This window comes from Massilia sp. UBA6681 (assembly GCF_002454935.1).
Classification (GTDB): Bacteria; Pseudomonadota; Gammaproteobacteria; order Burkholderiales; family Burkholderiaceae_D; genus Telluria; species Telluria varians.
In genome coordinates this window covers 1-23,213 of record NZ_DKJX01000045.1, presented here as the reverse complement: position 1 = coordinate 23,213, position 23,213 = coordinate 1, and the positions used below count along the sequence as shown (strand labels likewise).

Sequence of the window (23,213 nt, the reverse complement as noted above, 5' to 3'; positions counted from 1 at the left end):
GTCAAAGACCTCCGCGGCGTGCGTCCAGCAGCTTGCGCACCGTCTGCATGGCGATCAGGCCGCCGGCCAGCATGTAGGCCAGCGGGCTACGGCCGGCGAACACCGGGTTGGAATTGGGCAGGTGGACCCATTCGTCGGCGAGCTTGTCGCCGTACAGGATGTGCAGGGCCTTGTAGATGCCGAGCAGGTAGGAGATGCGCGTGATGCGGTCGACCTCCAGCACTCGGTCCGGATTCTTCTTCCAGTCGTAATAGGAGGACGAGGACAGACCGCCGAGCAGCTCGCGCGCATCGTCGTCGCGCACCTGCCAGCTCGCTGCCAGCTTGAAGAAGCCCATCAACGCCGAGCGCGACAGGCGCTCGCGTTCGGCCCGTGAATTCAGGTCGACCAGGATTGCCGGTTCGAAACGGCTTTTCGGGTAGGAATAGGCTAGGCTCATCGTAATCCTCCGTAATTGGACTATTTATACTCCAATTTCGGACCGATTGCAACTGCTGGTTGTAAGCTTTGCGCGACCCTGACAGAATTATTGATCTTGCTGTATAGAAAAAAGCTTAATAAAAGCCCGTACACAGATCAGGAGACAACCCCAGATGCGCCTGCGTTCGCTTTCTCTTCTTGCTGCATGCCTGATGCTGGCTGCCGCCGCCGGTAATGCCCGCGATTCGAATCATGATCTGAAGCGGCAGGTCATGGAAGCGGAACGCGGATTCGCGGCCACCATGAAAGCGCGGGATTTCGACGCCTTCAAGCGCTTTATCGCGGACGAGGCGATCTTTTTCAGCGCCGAGGGGCCGCTGCGCGGCAAGGCGGCGATCGCCAGGGGCTGGCGCCAGTACTACGACAAGCCGCAGGCCCCGTTCTCCTGGGAGCCGGAAGAGGTGGAAGTGGTGGCGTCCGGCACGCTGGCCTATAGCGGCGGGCCGATCTACAACGCGGCCGGGCAGCGCATCGGGCGCTTCAATTCGATCTGGCGCCTGAGGGCGCCGGGGCAGTGGGAAGTGGTGTTCGACCGCGGGTCGGATTTCGGGCCGCCACCTAAAAAATAACACCGGGGTCAGGTCTGACATTCGAACACGAACTCGAGCGTTACCCTGTGGTACTGCTCAGCCCGTGTCTAAATGTCAGACCTGACCCCATGCTTGGGCCGGTCATGCCGGCTCCGCGTGCTCCACCAGCAACTGCACCTTGGTCACGCCGTTGTACTCGTTCGCATCCAGCCTGAACGCCACCCGCGCCCGCTCCGGCAGGCTGTCGGCATGCCCGAACCAGATCGCGTCATAGCGCCGGCCGTTCTTCTCCAGCAGCAGCTTGAGGTGGCGTTCCTTCAGGATGCGCTGGCTCACCACGCGGAACTCGTCGCAGAACACCGGCGGGGCGAAGCCCTGGCCCCAGACCTGGCCGTCCATCTCTTCGATGAACTGGGTGCAGTAGAACTCGTCCTCGAGCGGGCCGTCGGTCTCGATGATGCGTTCCAGTTGCGCTTCCGTCAGCCAGGCCTTGCCGACCGCCTCGAAGGCCTGCTGGAAGCTGTCGAAGTGCTCGCCGCGGATGGACAGGCCCGCTGCCATCGCGTGGCCGCCGAACTTGTCGATGAGCCCCGGCACCCGCTTGGACACCAGGTCGAGCGCGTCGCGCAGGTGGAAGCCCGGGATCGAACGGCCCGAGCCCTTGATCCAGCCGTCGCCCGCCGGGGCGAAGGTGATGGTCGGCCGGTAGAACTTTTCCTTCAGGCGCGAGGCGACGATGCCGATCACGCCCTGGTGCCAGCCCTCGTCGAACACGCTGATCGTGCTGGAGCCGGATGGCTCGAAGCTGTCCAGGTGGAGCAGGGCGGTGTCCTGCATCTCGGCCTCGATTTCGCGGCGCTTCAGGTTGATCTCGTTGAGCTGCTGGGCGATGGCCCAGGCGCGGCCGACGTCGTCCGTCACCAGGCACTCGATCCCGAGCGACATGTCTTCCAGGCGCCCGGCGGCATTCAGGCGCGGACCGAGCGCGAAGCCGAGGTCGAACGGCGAGGCCGAGCGCGCTTCGCGGCCCGCCACCCGGAACAGGGCGGCCACGCCCGCATGCATGCGGCCCGCGCGCATGCGCTTGATGCCCTGCGCCACCAGGATGCGGTTGTTGGCGTCCAGCCTGACCACGTCGGCCACCGTGCCCAGCGCCACCAGGTCGAGCAGGCTGTCGAGCTTGGGCTGGGTCTGGGCGTCGAACACGCCGCGCCGGCGCAGCTCGGCGCGCAGCGCCAGCAGCACATAGAACACCACGCCGACGCCGGCCAGGTGCTTGCTCGGGAAGCCGCACTCGGGCTGGTTCGGGTTGACGATCACGCGCGCCGGCGGCAGCGCATCGCCCGGCAGGTGGTGGTCGGTGACCACGACTTCGATGCCGCGCCGGTTCGCCGCCAAGACGCCATCGATGCTGGCGATGCCGTTGTCGACCGTGATGATGATGTCCGGCGACTTTTCGCGCGCGGTGAGTTCGACGATCTCGGGCGTCAGGCCGTAGCCGTACTCGAAGCGGTTCGGGACGATGTAGTCGACCGTGGCGCCCATCATGCGCAGGCCGCGCAGGGCGACCGCGCAGGCGGTGGCGCCGTCGCAGTCGTAGTCGGCGACGATGGTCATGCGCTTGGCCGCAGCAATCGAGTCGGCCAGGAACACGGCGGCGGCGTCGATGTGACGCAAGGCCCCGGGCGGCACCAGGGCCGCCAGCTCGCTCGACAGCTCGCGTGCGTCGAGCAGGCCACGCGCCGCATAGATGCGCGCGAGGACCGGATGAACCCCGCCCTGGCGCAGCATCTCGGAGGTGCGCCAAGGGCAGGGACGGGTGGTGATGCGTGTCGTGATGCTCAAAGTATGCTCAAGTCAGTCGTTCCAGGGTCGGCCGGCGCCAGAATTTGCGCTGGGCCATGGCGGTCGTGGTGCATTCGGCAAGGGTCTCGCGGTTGCTCAGGACAAGCTTGAGCTGTTTCACGCGGCCCTGCACCAGCGCCGCGTGCAGCGGCGCGAACAGTTTATCTTCCAGGTGCTGCACCTGCTGCACCCAGGTGCCCCAGTCGGAGGCGATGGCGGCGTCCGCGAGAATGCCGACGACCAGCAGGCCGTCCTGCGCCAGCGCCCCGTCCAGGCTATCCAGCGAGCCGATGGATTCGCTGGACAGGCCGCGGACCCATCCGGGCACGCCGATGCTGGCCACCCGGCCGGCGGCGCGCGTGGCGTCGCCGGCGGCGCCCCACAGCCAGAAGGAATTCACGCCGGGGAGGCGGCGCGCCTCGCGCGCGGCATTCACCGGGTGGGTGTGCCACAGCATCTGCACTTCGTTCTGCAGCCGGCGCAGGGGCAGGGCCTGCTTGCCGCGCGGGACGAAGTCGCTCAGGTCCATGCCCACCACCGTGTCCGGGGTGGCGGCCTCGATGCCGGCCCAGTCGTCGGCGCGCAGGAACCAGGTCTGGGCATCGCCGTACAGCAGCGCATGGCCGATTTCCTCGCACAGCGGCCTGGCCGCCTCGTACAGGGCGCGGCTTTCATCCTCGCTTAAGCCTAGATGGCGCAGGTCGGCCATCATCGAATGGCTGCGCGCGATCTGGATGTGGGCCGGGTTGACGATATACCAGGTGCCGCCCGCCGGATCGAGGCCGAAGCCGCGCATGGCGGCGGCGGCGAAGGCCGGCAGGCCCTCGGGCGACAGCCCGAGCGTGCGCGCCAGCCACTGTTCGTGCGGCAGGGCGCGTGCGGTATCCAGGGCGGCCCGGCGGTCGAAGGCGCTGGTACGGGACAGCAGGGCGGCCAGCGCCGGGGTCTGCAGGGCACGGACCAGGTCGGGCGCGAATTCGGGGAGCGGCAGCAGGTGGGGCAGGACAAGCGTAATGTGCGACATACCGCTATTTTAGGGCAAATATGCTTCCAGCGAACGGTCGTGCAGCGGCCACGTCCCGCCCTCGCCACACGCGCAATGCTTTCTTTTGCGCCATAAATGTCCGATGTCTGGCAAACTCTCGGGTTGGCAAACCAATAACGCACATTAAGCGATTTCATGAGCATCACCCACAAGCTGCCCTACGAATGGCAGGTCGGCCTGCGCTACACCCGCGCCGGCAAGCGCAGCGGGCGCAACAGCTTCATTTCCTTCATCTCGATGGCCTCGGTGGCCGGCATCGCGCTCGGCGTGGCCGCGCTGATCGTCGTGCTGTCGGTGATGAACGGCTTCCAGAAGGAGGTGACCGCGCGCATGCTGTCGGTGCTGGCCCACGTGGAAGTGTTCGACGCGCGCGGCGAGATGCCGGGCTGGCGCACGTCGATCCAGGAAGCGCTGCGCAACCCGGAAGTGCGCGCCGCCGCGCCCTTCGCCGAAACCCAGGCCATGCTGCTGAGCGACGGCGTGATGAAACCGGTGCTGCTGCGCGGGATCGACCCGGCGCAGGAAGTGAAGGTGTCGGACGTGTCGAAACACATGCGCGAAGGGCGCTTCGACAGTTTGCAGCCGGGCTCGTACAACGTGATCATCGGCCGGGCACTGGCCAAGTCGCTCGACGTCGGCGTGGGCGACCGGGTGACGCTCCTGATGGCCTCCGCCCCGGCGCAGGCGCAAGAGACTGGCCAGGGCAGCGTCCTGCCGCGCACCCGGCCCCTGACCGTGAGCGGCATTTTTGAAGCCGGCCACTTCGAATTCGATTCCTCGCTGGCCTTTGCCAGCATCGAGGACGCCGAGGCGCTGGCGGGCGTCTCCGCACCCGCGGGCATCCGCCTGCGCCTGGCCGACATGCACCAGGCGCCGCGCGTGGCGAGCGAACTGCATGGCAGCATGTCGGGCGACCTGTTCATCCGCGACTGGTCCAAGGTCAACGCGATCTGGTTCGCGGCCGTGGAGTCGCAGAAGCGCATGATGTTCATCATCCTGACCATGATCGTGGCGGTGGCGGCGTTCAACCTGGTGTCCACCCTGGTGATGACGGTGCGCGACAAGCAGTCCGATATCGCGATCCTCCGTACGCTGGGCGCCTCGCCGCGCTCGGTCATGACCATCTTCATGGTGCAGGGCACCCTGGTCGGCGTGCTCGGCGCCGTGCTGGGCGTGAGCCTGGGCGTGGCGGTGGCCATGAACATCGACGTCATCGTGCCCTTCATCGAGCGGCTGTTCAAGGTGCAGTTCCTGTCGCAGGAAGTCTACCTGATCAGCGAGATCCCCTCGCAGCTGCGCTGGGGCGACGTCGGCTGGATCGGCGGCGTGGCCGTGCTGCTGGCCTTCGTGGCAACCCTGTACCCGAGCTGGTCGGCGGCGCGCGTGAAGCCGGCCGAGGCGCTCCGCTACGAATGAGGATGCCTCACTTGACGATGACAATCTGGCCACGCCTGTGCCTCCTGTGGCACACTGCGGCCTCGCAACAACGACCCAGACCATGAGACTCACCCAGAACCTGCCGTACGAATGGCTGGTCGGCCTGCGCTACACGCGCGCCGGCAAGCGCAGCGGCCGCAACAGCTTCATTTCCTTCATCTCCCTGATCTCCGTGTCCGGCATCGCGCTGGGCGTGGCCGCCCTGATCATCGTCCTGTCGGTGATGAACGGCTTCCAGAAGGAAGTCACCGACCGCATGCTGTCGGTGCTGGCCCATATCGAAGTATTCGACCGCAGCGGCAGCATGCCGGACTGGCGCGCGGCCGGGCAGGAAGCGCTGAAGAACCCGGCGGTGCGCGGGGTCGCGCCGTTCGTGGAGACCCAAGGCCTGCTGGAAGGCCAGGGCGTGATGCGCCCCTCGATCATCCGCGGCGTGCTGCCCTCGGAAGAACCCAAGGTGTCCGACGTGGCCAAGCAGGTCAACCAGGGCAGCCTCGATTCGCTCAAGCCAGGCGCCTATAACATCGTGCTGGGCTACGCGCTGGCACGCGCGCTGAACGTCGGCATCGGCGACAAGGTCACCATGCTGCTGGCGCAGGGCCAGATCACGCCGGCCGGCCTGCTGCCGCGCAGCCGCAGCTTCACCGTCTCCGGCATCTTCGAAGCCGGCCACATGGACTTCGACGCTGCGCTGTCCTTCATCCACGTCGAGGATGCGCAGCGCATGGAGCGCCTGCCGGCCCCGATGGGCCTGCGCCTGCGCATCGCCGACATGCACCAGGCACCTGGCGTGGCCCAGGAACTCAAGAAGTCCATGCCGGGCGACCTGGAAATGCGCGACTGGTCCAAGCTCAACGCCAACTGGTTCGCCGCCGTACAGACCGAGAAGAAGATGATGTTCATCATCCTCACCCTGATCATCGCGGTGGCCGCCTTCAACCTGGTGTCCACCCTGGTGATGACGGTGACCGACAAGCAGGCCGACATCGCGATCCTGCGCACCCTGGGCGCCTCGCCGCGTTCAATCCAGAAGATCTTCATGGTGCAGGGCGCGCTGGTCGGCATCATCGGCACCGTCCTGGGTGTCGGCGGGGGCGTGCTGGTGGCCCGGAACATCGACGTCATCGTCCCGTTTATCGAAGGTTTGCTGGGAGTGCAGTTCTTGTCGAAAGATATCTACCTGATCAGCGCGGTGCCGTCCGACCTGCGCTGGCCGGACGTTTTCAAGATCGGCGGCGTATCCGTGCTGCTGGCGTTTGCTGCGACCCTGTACCCGAGCTGGTCGGCGTCGCGCGTAAAACCTGCGGAGGCGCTGCGTTATGAATGATTACCCAAATACCTCAACTACCCCTGTCCTGTCCTGCCGCGGCCTGGGCAAGACCTTCAAGCAGGGCGACTATACCGTCAAGGTCCTGGACGGGATCGATTTCGCCATCTATCGCGGCGAGCGCGTGGCCATCGTCGGCGCTTCCGGCTCCGGCAAGTCGACGCTGCTGCACCTGCTGGGCGGGCTGGACACCCCGTCGACCGGCTCCGTCACCCTGCTGGGCGAGGATTTCGCGACCCTGTCCGAGACCCGCCGCGGCGAGCTGCGCAACTCTTCGCTCGGTTTCGTCTACCAGTTCCACCACCTGCTGCCGGAATTCTCGGCCCTCGACAACGTCCTGATGCCCTTGATGATCCGGCGCGAGGCGCGCGAGCCGGCCTTGAAGAAGGCCGAGGCGATCCTCGGGCGCGTAGGCCTGGGCAAGCGCGTGGTGCACCGCCCCGGCGAGCTGTCGGGCGGCGAGCGCCAGCGCGTGGCCCTGGCGCGCGCGCTGGTCACCGAACCGGCCTGCGTGCTGGCGGACGAACCGACCGGGAACCTCGACCACAGCACGGCCCAGTCGATCTTTGATTTGATGCTGGAACTCTCGCGCACCCTCGGCACGGCGTTTGTGATCGTCACCCACGACATGGAGCTGGCGCGCCGCTGCGACCGCGTGTTCCGCCTCACCGAGCACGGCCTGCAGGCGGTGGAAAGCTGAGCATGTGGATCGATACGCACTGCCACCTGGATGCGCACGAGTTCGGCCGGCATTCGCTGGACGTGGCTGCAGCGGCGAAGGCGGCGGGCGTGTCGATGATCGTGGCGATGGCGATCGAGCGCGGCAACTTCGGCGCCGTGGCCGAGCTGGCCGCGCAGGCCCCGAACGTCAGCTATGCACTGGGCATCCACCCGATCTACGTGCCGCAGGCCCGGGATGAAGACCTGCTGGTGCTGCGCAGGGCGGTGGAAGCGGCGATGAAGGACCCGAACTTCGTCGGCGTCGGCGAGATCGGGCTGGATTTCTTCATCCCGATGCTGTGCGAGCCGGACATGCGCGAGAAGCAGGAGCGCTTCCTGCGCGAGCAGCTGCGCATCGCACGCGACTTCGGCCTGCCCGTGATGCTGCACGTGCGGCGCTCGCAGGACCAGGTATTGAAACACCTGCGCCAGATCCGTCCTCCGGCCGGGATCGCCCACGCCTTCAACGGCAGCTTCCAGCAGGCGCAGAACTTCATCGACCTGGGCTTTCACCTCGGCTTCGGCGGCGCCATGACCTTCACCCGCGCGCTGCAGATCCGGCGCCTGGCGGCCGAGCTGCCCCTCACGTCCATCGTGCTGGAGACCGATTCTCCGGACATCGCGCCGTCCTGGATCCACCCGGGACGCAACACGCCCGACCAGCTGCCCGCCATCGGCGCGACCCTGGCCGAGCTGCGCGGGATCGGCGCGGACGAGGTGCGCGAAGCGGTCCACCGGAACACGCTGGCGGCGATTCCGCGGCTGGCCGGCTATCCGCTCGCGCATGGTCATGCAGCGGACTAGCCAATCCGACACTGGACAAATAGCTAATTAGCGAAGTAGCAGCACTTGCACCGGTGGGTAGCACCGGATGCTTGGCGGCGTCCCGCGACAGTGGCTATAAGGTTTAGTTCGTTTGCAGCGTTGAAGCACGACAAGGCTGCGCATGTTCCGTTCTGCCAAGATGCACTCTTCGCTGCCATTGCAGCACAGCCACGATGGAGAGTGATTTGGACAGCGCGAGCGAATTCCTGCGGATGCTACGGCACGAGAAGTCGCTGACCACCGCCCACCGGCCGATCCGGTTGCGCCTGGGCCATGCCGACCACCTGGCCGACGAACTGCTGCTGCCGCAGCGGGTGCAGGGCCATGAATCGGTGTGCGGCGGTTTCGAATACGTCGTCACCTGCGTGGCCGACACGCCGCGCCTCCCGCTCAAGGAACTCATTGCGCTTCCCGCCGAACTGCAGATGGTCACCGACCGCGGCCAGCTGCGCAGCATCTGCGGCATCGTCGCCGAGGCGCGCGCCGGCGACCACGACGGCGGCCTGGCGGTCTACCAGCTGGTGCTGCGCGACGCCCTGGCCGTCATGGAAAAGCGCGTCAACAGCCGCGTGTTCCGCTACCAGAACGAGCTCGAGATCGTGCAGGTCCTGTTCGACGAATGGCGTCAGTCCAACAGCGTCATGGCCAGCGCCTTCGACTACGAACTCGACCCGCTGTTCGACATGCGCCTGTACCCGCCGCGCGAACAGACCATGCAGTACAACGAGTCCGATGCCGCCTTCGTGCGCCGCCTGCTCAAGCGCCGCGGCATCGCCTGGACCTTCCGCCCGGGCCGCGCCCGCGCCGGCAGCACCGACCAGGACGCGGACGACACCCCCGTCCACACGCTGGTGCTGTTTTCCGATCCCGCCTCGCTGCCGCGCAGCGCCGCCGGCAGCGTGCGCTACCACCGGATCGATGCCACCGAGGAGCGCGACACCGTCGTCTCCTGGTGCGCCGCGCGGCGCCTGCAGCCGGGCAGCATCACGCGCCACAGCTGGGACTACCGCAACCCCACCGGCACCCAGTTCATGAGCACCACCGCGCGCAGCATGGCCGACCAGGGCCGCAGCGGCAATGCGCTGGCGGCGAGCCTGGACGATTACCTGGTCGAGATCCCGCATGCCGGCAACGACGTCGAGGACCACTGGCGACTCGGCCAGGTGCGCATGAACCGCCATGAATTCGACACCAGGTGCTTCCACGGCGAAGGCAGCGTGCGCGACCTGTGCGCGGGCGAATACTTCACCCTGGCCGGGCACCCGGAGATCGACACCCATCCGGAAGGCGAGCGCGATTTCGTCGTGACCGCCGTCTGGATGGAAGCCGAGAACAACCTGCCGGCCGACCTGTCGGCGCGCGTGCGCCGCCTGATGGGACCGTATACCCCGATCGATGCGATGCTGGCGCCGAACGAACATCCGGTGGCCGGCGACGGCGTGCGGGTGCGGATGCGCTTCGATTGCGTACGGCGCGGGATCGCGCTGGTGCCGGCTTTCGATCCGCGCATCGACCTGCCGCATCCGCAGCTGCAAAGCGCCATCGTCACCGGGCCGCCGGGCGAAGAAGTGCATTGCGACGCGCTGGGGCGGGTGAAGATCTGCTTCCCGGGCATGCGCACCACGGACCACAAGCATGCGCACGGGGCGGGCGCCTCGGATACCCCGGCCGATTCGGCCTGGGTGCGGGTGGCGTCGAACTGGGCCGGCAACGGGCCCGGCGCCAACCAGCAATGCGGCACGCTGTCGCTGCCGCGCGTCGGCAGCGAAGTCTTGGTGGCCTTCCTTGGGGACGACCCGGACCGGCCGGTGGTCCTGTCGCAGGTCTTCAACCAGCGCGGCGAGCCGCCGGCGTTCAGCAAGGCCGGCGGTCTGCCCGGAAACCGCTACCTGTCGGGCACCCGGACCCGCGAGATCGGCGGCGCGCGCGGCAACCAGCTGCGCTTCGACGACACCCGCGGCGAGATCAGCGCCCAGCTGGCCAGCGACCATGGCGCCTCGCAACTGAACCTCGGCTGGCTGACGCAACCCAAGGCCAACGGCACGGCCGCGCCGCGCGGCGAAGGCGCCGAGCTGCGCAGCGACCATAGCGTGGCGATCCGCGGCAAGGAAGGCGTGCTCCTGAGCGCAGAAGCGGCCCCGGCGGCCGAGGGCGAGCAACTGGCGCGTGCCGGCCTGCTCGGCCTGGCCGAGCTGATGCAGAGCATCGCGGACGAGGTGGCCAAGCTGGCGGAACAGCACACCGAGGACGAGCCGAGCGCGCAGCGCCTGGCCGACCTGTCCGACAAGCTGCGGCGCTGGGACCAGGGTTCCAATGTCGCACCGGGCGACAAGGGCGCCGAGCCGATCGTGGCCGTGACTGCCCCGGCGGGCATCATGCTGGCCAGCCAGGACAATGTGGCGCTCGGGTCCGAGACCCAGCTCGACATGGTCAGTGGCGGGGATGCGCGCACGTCCGCAGGAAAGAACATCTTCCTGCGTGCTGCGCGCGGGATCAGCGCTTTTGCCCAGGCACTGGGCGTCAAGCTGGTGGCGGGGCAGGGGAATATCCTGCTGGAGGCCCACCAGGGCAAGGTCGAGCTCAAGTCCTCGGGCAAGATCAGCCTGATCTCGGCGGAAGCGATCCATATCGAGGCACCCGTGGTCCGGATCATCTCGCAGGGCGCGCAGACGCAATGGACGGAGGGCGCGATCACGCAGGAGAGCGCCGGCGAACACACCATCAAGGCGACCAGCCTTACCCGCGGCGGGCCGGGCGGAGGCGACCCCAGCAAACCTGAGTTTGCCAAGTCAACGTTGAAGACAAACGAACGACTTGTGCTGCGCCATCTCCAAACGCGGGAACCGATTCCATATCAAAATTACATTGCCCACCTCAGCGATGGCAGGACCATCCAGGGCACCAGCGACGAGGAAGGACGCACAGCGCTGGTGCAGAGCGATACGCTGGGGCCGGTGCGATTCGAGCTTCTTCCGTCGACTATGTAAGCTGTCGGGAACCGTCATGCGTGAACCGACCAGGCCATTGCCTTCGCTCGTCCCTTTGCCGCACGGCGGCTGGGGAGTGGATTCGTATATGTCCTCTGCGGATTATACGATCCGTGGGCTTGGGCTTGTCCCGCCAAATACGATCCTCCCCATCATCGTTGTGCCCGGCATTATGGGGACGAACCTGCGCGCAAAAACGAATCCGCGTCTGGGAAGACTGAACGATGAGCGCAACGAAAAACTGACGCCAGGTGCGATTGCATGGCGTCCGCCAAACGACATCCCGTCGGCAGTGCGCGACGCACACGTCTGGAACAAATTGTCTCCCCGAGATCGTCAGAAATGGTTTGATCGCGCCACTTTGGAGGTGGACGATCGCGGCCCTATCGTTGTCCCGCAAACCGACGACGGGTATGTCGTTACGGAGGCCGAGTTACGTTCGCGCGGCTGGGGCGAGGTCCATGCTGAATCTTACGGTCTCCTATTGTCCTCGCTACAGAGCCAACTAAATCAAACCTTTGGAATGGATGAAAAGACGCATCGTCGCTTCGTCAAGCCGCACTGGAAGCGCGCAATGGGGTACGACCCTCGTAAGTGGGGTGTGCGTGAAATTGCGCCGCTAACCGAAGCACATTTGGAAAATTATGCGAAAAATTATTACCCGGTTTACTGCTTTGGGTACAACTGGCTGGATGACTGCGAGACATCGGCGAAGCTACTCGAAAAACGAGTTGCCGACATCATGGACTCGTGGCGTAAGTTAAGCAGGACCTGCGAAAAGGTCATCCTTGTAACGCATTCGATGGGGGGACTGGTCGCGAGAGCCTGTGCTAAACGAATCCCTGGGAAGATCGCGGGGGTAATCCATGGGGCGATGCCGGCATATGGGGCACCAGTCGCGTATCGGCGGATTGCATGCGGAACCGAAGCTTTTAGTCCTAGTAATGGCGTGAAAGATGATATTGCCGGGTACGTCATCGCGCAAATTCTTGGCGACTCGCCTGAAAAAACTACGCCCGTACTGGCTACGTCTCCTGGTGCGCTCGAACTGCTGCCTAATCATCTGTATCCGGGACCTTGGCTACATGTTCGCGTTGTGAAGGTTCGTGGGCAGGCAAATCCAGCGGATCATGAACGAAAAGGCGGGATCAAACCGACGGACGAGGCGGCAACGGATTACCTGAAGCTGCCCAGCTCAATTGCGCCGAACCCATACGATTTATATCGTGACATGCGTCGTTGGTATCGATTGATAGACCCACATTTGGCGGACCCCGCAAAGAAACACAAGAAGGGCGTATTGAAGGCGATTACAGACGCGATTGACACAGCGGAAGCGTTCCATCGCTCCCTGGGCGATTACTATCACCCGAATACCTATGTGTTCTATGGCGACGATCGTAGCAAGTTGTCGTTTGGACAGGTCCGCTGGGTTGCGCGCCAATGGGGCAACTCCGCGACAGCGCTGACCACGTCGAATGTATCCGCTGCGCAAATCCTGGGCCGTTCCTACGACCGGAGCCGCCGTGTCATGGTGGAAGGCAAGACGGACCTGAGGTTCGAACCAGATCCCCAGGACACACGCGGGGACGGCACTGTGCCACATCAGTCTGGCGCGGGCCCGGCGGGAAAGGTCAAACAACTGTTTGCAGCACAAGGATTCGATCACCAAGGATCGTATAACAATAGCGACATACTAATGTTGACGCTTCGACTGATTGCGAAGATTGTTCAGGAGATGTCGTGAGGCGCCTGTTTCGGACCGGGCTGGCCGTGGTGCTAGCCGGGATTGTTATCGCGGGTTTGGCGAAAACCTGGGACCCGGGCGCCGAACAGGACAAGCATGGGGTGGCGCGTATGACCGAGAAGATGAAAACTGTATGCGTGGGCAGATTTTTGGTCGACCTGCCTGCAGAAGCACAGTACGAATTCCACCGGCCCCGCGTTGACGGCTTCGATATTAATGTCTTCGACGAATCCGAGGAGGACTTTGAAAAGCGCGTTGTTTTACGCAAGAGTCAACTGGAAGCAGTTCCCAATCGGCCGGGCGGCCACAAGAGCCTTGAATCGGTCAGGGAAGTAAGAAACGATTTCGGAGTCGAGGGCCATGTTTTCGTCCATGGACGGGATGTAAGCGAGGGCCAGTCCTCGGATGGGTTGACGATAGAACGCTATCGATATGAAAGTGTTTCAGTCGAGGCACTTGTCCATGCCAATGGGTTGAGTATTGATTTCTTCGCGCCTGCTTACGATCCAGAATCGGTTGCGAACCTAACGAAATTAATTTCCCAGCTAGTTCCAAACCCGGACAATCTCGTTCCGACCGAACCTGGCTTTTGCATCAACCGCGCCTACATTCGGGATCCCCTGCATGCTGATCAGGGCGAAGAACTCATGATGGCAGCATGGCTTCCGAATCGTCCGGATATCCTGTTCAAGATTATGCTGGCCGCAGGTACCGAGCCGGATCGACAAGGACTCCTCGAGAGAGGGGATGAATCCGATATGCGGCTGGGCGCTGACGAACGAACGCGGGTGTCAAGATTACGTGCCGACAAGCGCACCATCGGCGGAATCGACGGCGACGAACTGGTTGAGCGTTTTGTTGAAAAAAATGATTCAGTCGTTTATAGCTTCTGGTGGGAAGTGAATGGCACGGTCGACAACGTGTTTGTCCCGCATATCGTCTTCAAGATGGACACGGGATACAGCGAGCATGGCCCAGTTCCTCCGTCACTGTCGGAAGATGCGGCGACCTGTCTATGGGATGCCGTGCTGACAAGCCTGCGCGTACGTCCTTCGGGGGCAACGGTATCGCAGGCAACTGATTCTTCGTCCATTGCGATAGGAAGCCAAGCACTCGCAGGAGACAAATGTCCCGAAAGCGGGTGGTGGGAATGTACCGATGGAGGCAAGGATATCGGGGTGATGGGAGGGCGGCGACAGTACATCAAGCAGGGGGAGCGCATGCCCCAGGCATTGCTGCTCTCAAGACCAACGCTCTGGGAACGCTTGAGGGGACTTCAATCAAGTTTTGAGTCTACCGTGCCGACGTCTTGGCAGCTTGTCGACAAACGGGCCCGGAAGCGGGTGGCGCAAACGATCCCGTTGGCGAAACCCGTCGCCGGCTCTGGAGCTTCCTCGATGGCGGATTTTCGCCAGGTGCATGGGCAGGATATTTCGACTGGAAGTTTTGTCACAACCGGCTTCCCGTGTCCAGCGAGCGGATGGTGGCGCTGTGAGGACTCTCATGCGCTCGATGGGACACGCTGGTTTGCTCAGGGAAGTCTGTTACCGCCAGCAACTTTCGCAGTTCCTCCAAGCGTATTCGGGCATTCTGACAACGCTCCAAAGTCGATCCAGCGGCGGGCAGCATGGCGTCTCGTCCGAATTGCTCAGGCTCCTGAGCATGCACACGGTTCCGCTGCAGGAGCTGCCGATTCGCCGGAAGCGCCACGTGAGTCTAGAAGCACATGAAACTTCCCGATCGTCTTCTCTGTACCCGATCTAGGCTTGTTCAGCCTCCTGGAGGTGCGAAGGAGTTTCTGAACCAATGTGCTGCGTTTCCACAAACCCAAACACCCCAGCTAAGCTACATTCCAGCTTTCCCCCGGAAGGAGAGCTGAGTGACCCACAAGCGTTTCTACATCCGCGCCGGCGCCACTACCACGGCGGGCGGCACCGTCAGGGCTTCCAGCACCTTCACTACCCTGGACGGCATGCCGATCGCCCGCGAAGGCGATCCGGTCGACTGCCCCGAGTGTGGCGAGCAGGGCGTGATCCAGTGCGTCATGCCGCGCCTGCCCGACCAGTCCGAAGGCAAGGAGTGCGCGCTGAGCGACGACCTGTGCATCTGCGCCTGCTCGCCGCCGCCCAAGCTGGTCGCCGACCAGTTCCACGACTTCCAGCTCGTCGCCGAGAGTCCAGTGGCCTAGCAGCCTCACCCACGCAAGCCGCGGGCCGGCCCATGCGCTGCGCGATCCTCGCCTTCCTCGCCGGGGTATGCTGGCTCCACACCCGCGCCGAACTGCCGCCACCGGCCTGCCTGGCCGGCGCCCTTGCGGCAGCGCTGGTCCTGTTCTTGCTGCGCAAACGTGCCGCGACCCTGCTCGCCGCCGCCATCCTTGGCGCCGCCTGGTCGGCCTGGCTTGCCCACGTCGCCCTGGCGGACGCGCTGCCGCGCGAGCAGGAAGGTCGGGACGTCACCATCGTCGGCACGGTCGACAGCCTGCCGCATGAATTCGACGGTGGCGCGCGCTTTCACCTGCGCGTCGAACGGGTCCTGACGCCGGACGCCACGGTCCCACCTCGGATCGCCATTTCCTGGTACGGGCAGCCGGCGGACACGGACGGCCTGACGCCGGTGGAACCCGGCGAGCGCTGGCAACTGGTCGTCCGCCTGCAGCGCCCGCACGGCAATGCCAACCCCTACGGACTATTACGTCAACGAAATTGTTATATGTCCACATGAACATGCGGTCTCTGGCAACATATAATGCGTCGCGCGCATATGAGCAGAGTCTAGCCTGAAAAAATTTTCTGCAGAACAACGAAAGGTTACTTGCCAGGGCGTCAACGTTCCTCGTACACTGGGGCTTCGACCAAGTTTTAGGGCCAACATCGCCACAACACAGCAAGCAACGGTCAAGTCTGAACAATTGTGCAGAGACTCTTAGAACAGCAGAAAGAACTCATTGGGCCGCGAATAAATGGAAAATAGTACGAAAGTTCTGCGTCAAATTAAGCTCATGGAAGAGCTCGGTTCTCCTATGCAGCATTCTTGTCAATGTGGGAAAACCCACGTGGTTCGATTAAGTGAGTTTGACCTTGACTCAGAGCCGGTAACTCCGAAACGATTAGTGCGCCTAGACTGTGCCATCAATTACGAATACTTATCGGAATTGTTGTTGGCTAATACTGAGCTTAAAGTCCAAGTGGAAGGCCGAAATAAGATATCGCAGATCTGCGGAAATTTTTTGGCAAAAATGTATGGTAAATGGATGAATCGCTAAGCAAACGATTCGTAGGAACTATCCCCAAATTACATAAAGTTTCGTTTGTCCCTAAATGAAAAAGCGTTTGCTCTAGCGTCATTTAACGCATGATGTTCAGAACACCCCATTTGTTTATAGTAGTCGAAGTGTAAGAGCGGTGAGATTTCATGCTCGATATTCCTTGGGAATATCCAGCGTGGTACGCGGTTATCAAAAATCTTCTCAAACAAACGCCAATCGACTTCGTCGTCATAACAAAGCTCGATATCCTGCTCCGTGCTTTTTGTGATCCGAAACCAAGTCTCTAGCTTTGAATATAGTTCGTCTGAGTTCACCGCGCAGGCTCGATCGTTTTGCAATAGAGGAAGCACGGATTCGCGGACGAATTCGCTGCAGTCTGCGTAATTGAACTCAACTTCGAAGTATGCCTCCTCTCCGCTTTCTGAGACTAAAGCAATACTAATGAGTTTAGGATCGGATAAATTTGTGAACTCGGTATCAATAAAAACTTGTAGTCGGTTTGACATAAAATTATCAGTAAGCTTGATTAAGTCTAGCTCGGCTATGGCGTAGCTTCTAAATGCCAGCAAGACTGGCTTTTGCAAACGGTTGCTAACTTGGAATAATATGCAGTTTGTTCCATACATTACATGATTTTTCGCCGCCGTTCAACATCTGCCGTAAAGTAAACGGAAGAGCTACAGCCGGCTCAAACTAATTTGGCGCAGATTGTGCCTGCAACGATATTTGGAATTAAGCCACTGTCTGAACCACGACAGGGCACACTGTCGGTTAAATGAGCAAAACTCAAAAAAATGCGGAGAATCTTTTCCTCCAAAGCCAGAATGATCTAATCTCGCACGATATAACTCATCGAAAAAAGATCGGAGCTTACTACACTCCCGAGAGTGTATCGTCGATTCTTTCTGCTTGGGGAATTAGATGTTCAACTGATACTATCCTAGAACCCTGCTTCGGTGGCTGCACGTTTTTGGAAGCAGCCAGAGAAAGACTTCAGGCTCTTGGCGCGGCGTCGCCCGAGCAAAACTTGTTCGGATGCGACCTCGATCCACTTGCGTTTTCGTTTCTGCAAGCGCGAGTACCTCACGCTAAACCAACAGGTCATTTTTTCAGGCAAGATTTTTTGACGTTGTCTCATAGTCAATTAAAAGGTGGAAAGGTAGATCTTGTTATCGGAAACCCTCCCTATATTGGTTATGGCCGCCTGGCTGACGACCAGCGAAAAATTCTTGATAACTGGACGCGTATTCATAGTCTAACAATAAGCAGACGCGCCAATCTCTGGGCATACTTTGTATTGCATGCATTGCAATTTATTAAAGTTGGAGGACGACTTGGGCTCGTTCTTCCCGGCAGTTTCCTATATACGGAATATGCACAAACGGTACGCGATCTCATTGCGAAGAACTTCGAGAAGGTTGTCGCTATTTCGTTAGTCGAAAGACTATTTACGAGTGAGGGCACCGACGAAACCACCGTCATTCTACTGGCCGATGGCTTTCAGACGCCATCCGAGTCCCAAAGCATAAAAATAACCTATGTCGATCATGTGACCGATCTACCTCGGTTGCTTGAAAGTGATGAGTTGTATGCAAAGAGTGAAAACGGGGCCAACACTGGTTATAGCATCATTCCTGCAAATGTCATGGCTGCATATAACGAATTGTCATCTCGCCGAGAATGCCGGTCGTTCGGTGATCTAGCAAAGATTCGAATTGGACTGGTGACTGGGGACACTGGATTCTTTGTTAGATCTAGAGACGTCTGGAGCAGTTACAAGATAAGTGCGCGGCATCTCAGGTATATACTTCCTAAGAGTAAATTTGTGCGCGGAGCGCGGCTCACCAAGGCTGATGTAGCTGATCACATCTCTTCCGGTGTTCCGTGCTTGGCGATATCAACTCCGGTTGTCCCACGCGAAGAGAATTTATTGGCGTATTTGGGAAATTATTCCGAGGCACGTCGAAACAAAAATGTCACCTTTAACAAGCGAAAGGTTTGGCATCGCTTCTTAGATGACTACATAATGCCGAGCGCTTTCTTCGTTTTTATGACGGGGGGCGGACCTCGTTTGGTCCTGAATGAAGCGCAAGCAGCGTGTACGAATTCTGTGTACTGTGTGTATTTCGAGCCCACCTTTCCGTTATCAGCTCAAAAGTTGGCAGTGATTTCAATGCATACGACATTCAGCCAACTTGGAGCTGAGATGGTGGGGCACGCGCGCGGCGCAGGTGCCTTAAAATTGGAGCCGTCACGTGCACTTGGTATAAGGGTATATCTGCCAAAGCGGGACGAACAGGCGATTGACGCCGTATTTAGTCAAGTCGATGCATATTTGCGTTCGGGAAATTCTGAGGCTGCGCAGCAGGCCGCCGATGAATTCATTTTTGGAGTAGAAGATTCTACCGATATTATCCGGCTGTTGCGGATCGGCCTACTGCAAACTCGTACAAGGCGTACAGGTTAAGGCATGTAACGTTGTCGCACGCAGCAGTCCTAAATAAGTTACCAAAGACTGAGAGACGTAATGAGCAGTATAGAGAATCTACGCAAAGCAATCGTCGACGAGCTGGCTAAGGAGGCGCCGAACTGGCACCTGATTGAGAAATGGAGCCGTGGAGAGGTGGACTCGGACCACAGTAGCGTCCGATTCAGCGTCGACGCCGGACACATACAACGGCTAGGGCAAGAACTCGTTGCGAAGCAGGAGACCGCTTTAGCTGAGTTAATAAAGAACGCCTATGACGCGGACGCAACTAAGGTCACTGTGAAGTTTATCGACCAGGATACTCCTGGCGGAACTCTCGTAGTCGAGGACAACGGGGTGGGCATGCCATTTGACGTCATCCGTGACTCATGGATGAGGTTGTCGACTTCGCACAAACAGACTAATCCGGTTTCTAAACGTTTTGGCCGCGTTCGCGCCGGTCGCAAAGGTATTGGCCGATTTGCGGTACAGCGCCTTGGCGAGTCGCTTGTCCTGGAAACCGAAGTTGCCGGTCACGTTAAAGGGCTTCGTGTGCGTTTCAACTGGGATGAGAGATTTCACGCAGGCGATAACCTGAATGATATCTTTAATAGCGTGGAAGAGTACGAAAAACCCTTAGAACGCGAGGGGACCGTGCTAGTAATTGAGCGGCTACGAGAGGCTTGGAGCGATACTGCCATAAAAAGGGTATGGAAAATGATACTTACCCTGCAGTCGCCGTTTGCAGTGCTTGCACCACTAAACACAAGCCCGGACGAGCCTGGCTTCGAAGTTATAGTAAATGGTTTATCTAGTCGCAATCAAGCAACTGCTATTGGTCTGCATAACGGGTTTTTGCAGCATGCAACGGCTGAGATTTCTGGAAAGATCGACGATAATGGAATAGGTCACGTTAACGTAACTTCGTCCAGGTTCCATCTTGACGACCGCTATATACTTGACCGGAAATTTAAACTTACAGGCCCATTGGAATTCAACGCGAAATATTTCATCTACATGCCGGAAGTTCTCTCTGGACTCAGCGTGGCAGTTGCTAGAGAAATGGGTAGGGAATATGGTGGAGTAAGGATTTATCGTAACGGATTTCGTGTTTTACCCTACGGAGAGCGCTCCGATGATTGGCTTGCCTTAGATAGAGATACAAGTCGCCGTAACATCATTGTTCCTGCAAACAACGTGAATTTCTTTGGGTATGTTTCATTAAGCCAAGAGACAAATCCTTTGTTTGAAGAAACGAGCAGCCGTGAGGGCCTCATTGAGAATGATGCTTTTGAGGAGCTGCGAGCCTTCATGCGCTCCAGTCTCGAGTGGGCCTTCCTTCGGGTTGCGTCGGCACGTGGACGCAAACAGACGACGGGGCAAAGGGACTTTATCTCCACCGCACGTCCTCGCAAGCCGAGCGAAGTGATTGACTCTATCGCGTATGCCGTCGAGGCTGCGACAACATCAGTTGAAACTACCGACGAGATCGCTGAGTCAGTCAAGGATGAGGGGTTCATCGCCAAGGAAAACCAATTTAGACCTAAGGCTGAACCCTCATATGAGCTAAAGGCAGCCATGTATGCGCTTGAACAAGCTCGCGAAGAAATAACCCTATGGGAGGCGGACGTTGAACAGCGTCAGGCTGCCTCCCTGGAATATGAAGAGATGCTTCGCATTCTTGCTTCTTTAGGGCTCTCGATCTCTGTCTTCGGTCATGAAATTAAGGGAATTCGTGGTTCAGTTACGGCGCATTTGGCTGTGTTGCGTGACCAGGTTGAGGCATTACCCGTCGATAAAAAGGAAGACCTCCTATCTATAATTGAAGGCCTTACTTCATCGACCAAAAGGATGTTTGATCTCGGTGGATACGTTGCTGGTTTAATGTCAAATACTGAGAGTCGCGAGTTACGGACTCTTTCGGTCAAAGGCGCCCTAGACCGGTTTAAAGAGCAATTCAAGCAGTATCTTGAGAGACAAAAGGTAACCTTGGAATATTCTGTCTTCCCTGAGAATCTTCGAACAGCTCCAATGCATGGCAGTGAAATCGATTCGGTCCTTCTTAATTTTTTCACTAACTCAATTAAATCGATAAAAAAAGCTAAAGTTTCCCCGCGCAAGATTAGAGTCAGCGCAACGGAAGACGGCGAGCTTGTAGTGCTGAGGTTTGAAGATAATGGGATTGGAATCCCAGCTCATGTCGGAGATCGTGTTTTCGATGCATTTTACACTACAACTGTTACCGTGGATGATGACGGGCTAGCGGGACCAGGAACTGGACTTGGACTTAAAATTGTCAGCGACATTGCCAATAGCTACGGCGGTAAGGTGTCCGTCAAGACTCCGTCTTTAGGATACACCTGTTGTATTGAATTTTGCGTCCGCTCGGACGTACACATGGAGAGTTGAAAATGCCTTTCAAAGGATATTTCATTGACGATTCAGACGAGGCGCGCATCTACGCAACTTTGTTGTCAGTGCAAGGCGAAAACGGAATCGATGTCGAGTTTCGAGAGGTGTCGGACGCAGTATTGTTATCAGGGGAACTATTTGGGCTATCTCCTGACTTGGTCGCGCTTGACTTTGCTTTAGACGACAACCCAAATGTTATTGAGCCTAAGCATGCCTACAAAGGGAGCGGCTTAGCTCAACTTTTACGCGATAAAGCCACTGTGGACCCAGCAGGAGACTTTCCTGTGGTATTGATTTCTGCAGAAGAGAAATTTGAAAAATATTATCGACCTGACAGTACCGCTCATGACCTCTTTGACAGAACGTACGGGAAAGTCTATACGTCCGAAAATTATAAGCAAGTGCGGATCGAACTACTTGATCTTTGCGAGGGATATAAGATTCTAAAATCAGTATGGGGGGAGGGCAGCGATAGACTGTCGATATTCGGGCTGCCTGAGGATGAGCGGTCGATTATCGACGTGCAAGAACTGCGAAGCGCGATAACTAACGCCGCGGCCCCTCATATTGCAGCTCGAACCATATTAAAAGACGTAATCGACCGCTCAGGAATTTTATTCTCGGATGGCGAGGTGGCGGCGCGCTTAGGACTATCGGAGATTGGTCCGCTGGCACAGATTCTAACGGAATCAGGCCTAGCATACGCAGGCATATTTTCGAAAGGCCAACGTAGATGGTGGGCGCACCGATTCGATACTTGGGCTGAAAACCTGTTTGGCCAGAGGCCTGCGAACGTTTTGGGTGACGACCGCGCACGTATCATAGAAGAAAAATTCGGCCTCGGTATTGCTGGCGCGGTTTCCACGTGGGATTGTTCTCCTAGAGAGCGTTTCGCGTTCTCCTGCGCTTCGTGCGGAAGGCCTGGGGAGGTAAGGCACTCTGTTTCAGTGTTCGAATCATCTGCGCCCCGTTTCGTTCACCGCCGTCGGATCTGCTGGGACTGCGTCCAAACTGAGAGGTATCTCGATTTACGTTTAACCGTCGACGACGTAGATGCAAATATCGTGAAAGAGGTAAGGACGAAGGCACGCGAAAGGTATATTGCGAGCTGAAGTCAATATTGAAAGTATTCTGTGGACGAGATAATAATTACTGCCGGGGAAATGTCTGAGGCATTAAGCACGATTGCTGCCAAACTGCTGTCTGTTGATATCGTTACTTCTGACGGATTCCAGGTAATGTTGGAAGAAGCGCGGCGTTTAAAACGTGTGCCAGGCGCACTTAATTGGACAATGGAGATCGATCGCGATAGTGCCATTGTTTTTACTGAAACTTTTGACAAAAATGATGACATCGTTATCCCAAAGATTACCTGTGCAGGCATTACCGTGGAGCAGGTTCAGCATGATAGGCCTCCGTTCACTGCTCTTGATATAGCGTTGGAAGTAGAAGACTCTGATCGCAATCCTGTTTCTCGTTGGCACGTAGATTGGGCGAACACTCAAGGCGGAATTACGCAGTCAGGACCGCTTGTCCACTTGCAGTACGGCGGGCATCGTCCAGGCCATCGTGCAACTGACCATCCATTGAAAGTGCCTCGATGGGCACATCCTCCAATGGACGTTTTGCTTTTGTGTGAGGTTGTCGCAGCGAATTTCTATGAAGACCAATGGGAAACCCTCCGCGAAGACCAAAACTGGTGTGCTGCAATAGCGCTTGGTCAAAGGCTATGTTATTCCGCCTATCTGCGAAAGATGTTGAGTGGAATGTCAGTCAGAAGCAAGACTTTATTGCACTCAATGTGGGCGTCTAGCTGGGCGCTATGAGGCCTTCCAAACGATAGCTAGTCCAGATGGAAAAGATAGACAGCTGAACCGGCACACGAAGTGCGACTAAACACTACTGACATGGAATTACTCGATATTCTAAATGCAAAGCGGCGTCATGTCGCACGCCTTGCTGCTGAACGCGGTGCATATGGTGAAGCTGCCGTGATTGCGGAGATGGAGCATTGGATGCCTCGCCCAAAAGGTAAAGGGCTCAAAGTGTTATTGGACGCACTCAACAATACAGGCATCGCGATCAAAAAATCTAGTTTCGACGGGCTTTGTTGAGCAAATTGA

The 23,213-nt window shown here is 59.1% G+C and carries 19 protein-coding genes; 15 read left to right on the top strand and 4 right to left on the bottom strand.

Translation table 11 applies throughout. From position 1 onward, the window contains the following. Position 1: 1 nt before the first annotated feature. Entirely contained in the window at positions 2–439 is a 438-nt protein-coding gene (locus B2R83_RS06200; RefSeq protein WP_292039252.1) for an antitoxin Xre/MbcA/ParS toxin-binding domain-containing protein, read from the bottom strand. A 154-nt stretch (positions 440–593) separates the two neighbouring features. On the opposite strand from B2R83_RS06200, the gene B2R83_RS06195 reads away from it, so the two are divergent. Continuing rightward, on the top strand, positions 594–1,049 hold the full coding sequence (locus tag B2R83_RS06195) for a YybH family protein (RefSeq protein WP_292039250.1): 456 nt from the start codon (positions 594–596) through the stop codon (positions 1,047–1,049). Between the two features lie 102 nt (positions 1,050–1,151). Here B2R83_RS06195 and recJ read toward each other — a convergent pair whose 3' ends face one another. Next, positions 1,152–2,801 (bottom strand): single-stranded-DNA-specific exonuclease RecJ, encoded by a 1,650-nt coding sequence (gene recJ, locus B2R83_RS06190; protein WP_292039334.1) that lies wholly within the window; start codon positions 2,799–2,801, stop codon positions 1,152–1,154. Positions 2,802–2,862: 61 nt separating this feature from the next. Further along, entirely contained in the window at positions 2,863–3,879 is a 1,017-nt protein-coding gene (locus tag B2R83_RS06185; RefSeq protein WP_292039249.1) for a hypothetical protein, read from the bottom strand. 156 nt (positions 3,880–4,035) lie between these two features. Between B2R83_RS06185 and B2R83_RS06180 the strand changes: the two genes are divergently transcribed. From B2R83_RS06180 to B2R83_RS06140, 9 genes are all read left to right on the top strand, one after another. Beyond that, positions 4,036–5,316, top strand: coding sequence for a lipoprotein-releasing ABC transporter permease subunit (locus tag B2R83_RS06180; protein ID WP_292039247.1), 1,281 nt, complete (start codon positions 4,036–4,038; stop codon positions 5,314–5,316). Positions 5,317–5,398: 82 nt separating this feature from the next. Next, positions 5,399–6,664, top strand: coding sequence for a lipoprotein-releasing ABC transporter permease subunit (locus tag B2R83_RS06175; protein ID WP_292039246.1), 1,266 nt, complete (start codon positions 5,399–5,401; stop codon positions 6,662–6,664). Next, the gene (gene lolD, locus B2R83_RS06170) at positions 6,657–7,364 is read left to right on the top strand and encodes a lipoprotein-releasing ABC transporter ATP-binding protein LolD (RefSeq protein WP_292039244.1); all 708 of its coding nucleotides are present in this window, start codon (positions 6,657–6,659) and stop codon (positions 7,362–7,364) included. The genes B2R83_RS06175 and lolD overlap by 8 nt, the downstream gene beginning before the upstream one ends. A gap of 2 nt (positions 7,365–7,366) precedes the next feature. After that, entirely contained in the window at positions 7,367–8,188 is an 822-nt protein-coding gene (locus B2R83_RS06165; protein WP_292039242.1) for a TatD family hydrolase, read from the top strand. Between the two features lie 206 nt (positions 8,189–8,394). Then, a complete protein-coding gene (locus tag B2R83_RS06160) occupies positions 8,395–11,196 on the top strand; it encodes a type VI secretion system Vgr family protein (RefSeq protein WP_292039240.1) in 2,802 nt (933 codons plus the stop codon). Positions 11,197–11,212: 16 nt separating this feature from the next. Further along, complete coding sequence (locus tag B2R83_RS06155; protein WP_292039238.1) at positions 11,213–12,943, top strand: esterase/lipase family protein; 1,731 nt, start codon at positions 11,213–11,215, stop codon at positions 12,941–12,943. After that, positions 12,940–14,673 (top strand): T6SS immunity protein Tli4 family protein, encoded by a 1,734-nt coding sequence (locus B2R83_RS06150; RefSeq protein WP_292039236.1) that lies wholly within the window; start codon positions 12,940–12,942, stop codon positions 14,671–14,673. Before B2R83_RS06155 ends, B2R83_RS06150 begins: the two co-directional genes overlap by 4 nt. Positions 14,674–14,822: 149 nt before the next feature. Then, positions 14,823–15,131: a PAAR domain-containing protein gene (locus B2R83_RS06145; RefSeq protein WP_292039234.1), complete on the top strand. Its 309-nt coding sequence runs from the start codon at positions 14,823–14,825 to the stop codon at positions 15,129–15,131. Between the two features lie 32 nt (positions 15,132–15,163). Beyond that, the gene (locus tag B2R83_RS06140) at positions 15,164–15,667 is read left to right on the top strand and encodes a ComEC/Rec2 family competence protein (protein WP_292039232.1); all 504 of its coding nucleotides are present in this window, start codon (positions 15,164–15,166) and stop codon (positions 15,665–15,667) included. A gap of 570 nt (positions 15,668–16,237) precedes the next feature. Here B2R83_RS06140 and B2R83_RS06135 read toward each other — a convergent pair. Continuing rightward, positions 16,238–16,795, bottom strand: coding sequence for a 3'-5' exoribonuclease (locus B2R83_RS06135; RefSeq protein ID WP_292039230.1), 558 nt, complete (start codon positions 16,793–16,795; stop codon positions 16,238–16,240). A 191-nt stretch (positions 16,796–16,986) separates the two neighbouring features. On the opposite strand from B2R83_RS06135, the gene B2R83_RS06130 reads away from it, so the two are divergent. From B2R83_RS06130 to B2R83_RS06110, 5 genes are all read left to right on the top strand, one after another. Further along, on the top strand, positions 16,987–18,678 hold the full coding sequence (locus tag B2R83_RS06130) for an HsdM family class I SAM-dependent methyltransferase (protein WP_292039228.1): 1,692 nt from the start codon (positions 16,987–16,989) through the stop codon (positions 18,676–18,678). Positions 18,679–18,738: 60 nt separating this feature from the next. Continuing rightward, positions 18,739–21,087, top strand: a complete 2,349-nt coding sequence (locus B2R83_RS06125; RefSeq protein WP_292039226.1) for a sensor histidine kinase — start codon at positions 18,739–18,741, stop codon at positions 21,085–21,087. Positions 21,088–21,089: 2 nt separating this feature from the next. Next, a complete protein-coding gene (locus tag B2R83_RS06120) occupies positions 21,090–22,202 on the top strand; it encodes a hypothetical protein (RefSeq protein WP_292039224.1) in 1,113 nt (370 codons plus the stop codon). Between the two features lie 21 nt (positions 22,203–22,223). Then, positions 22,224–22,916 (top strand): hypothetical protein, encoded by a 693-nt coding sequence (locus B2R83_RS06115; protein WP_292039222.1) that lies wholly within the window; start codon positions 22,224–22,226, stop codon positions 22,914–22,916. Between the two features lie 81 nt (positions 22,917–22,997). Then, on the top strand, positions 22,998–23,204 hold the full coding sequence (locus B2R83_RS06110; protein ID WP_292039220.1) for a hypothetical protein: 207 nt from the start codon (positions 22,998–23,000) through the stop codon (positions 23,202–23,204). The last annotated feature ends 9 nt before the right edge of the window (positions 23,205–23,213 follow it).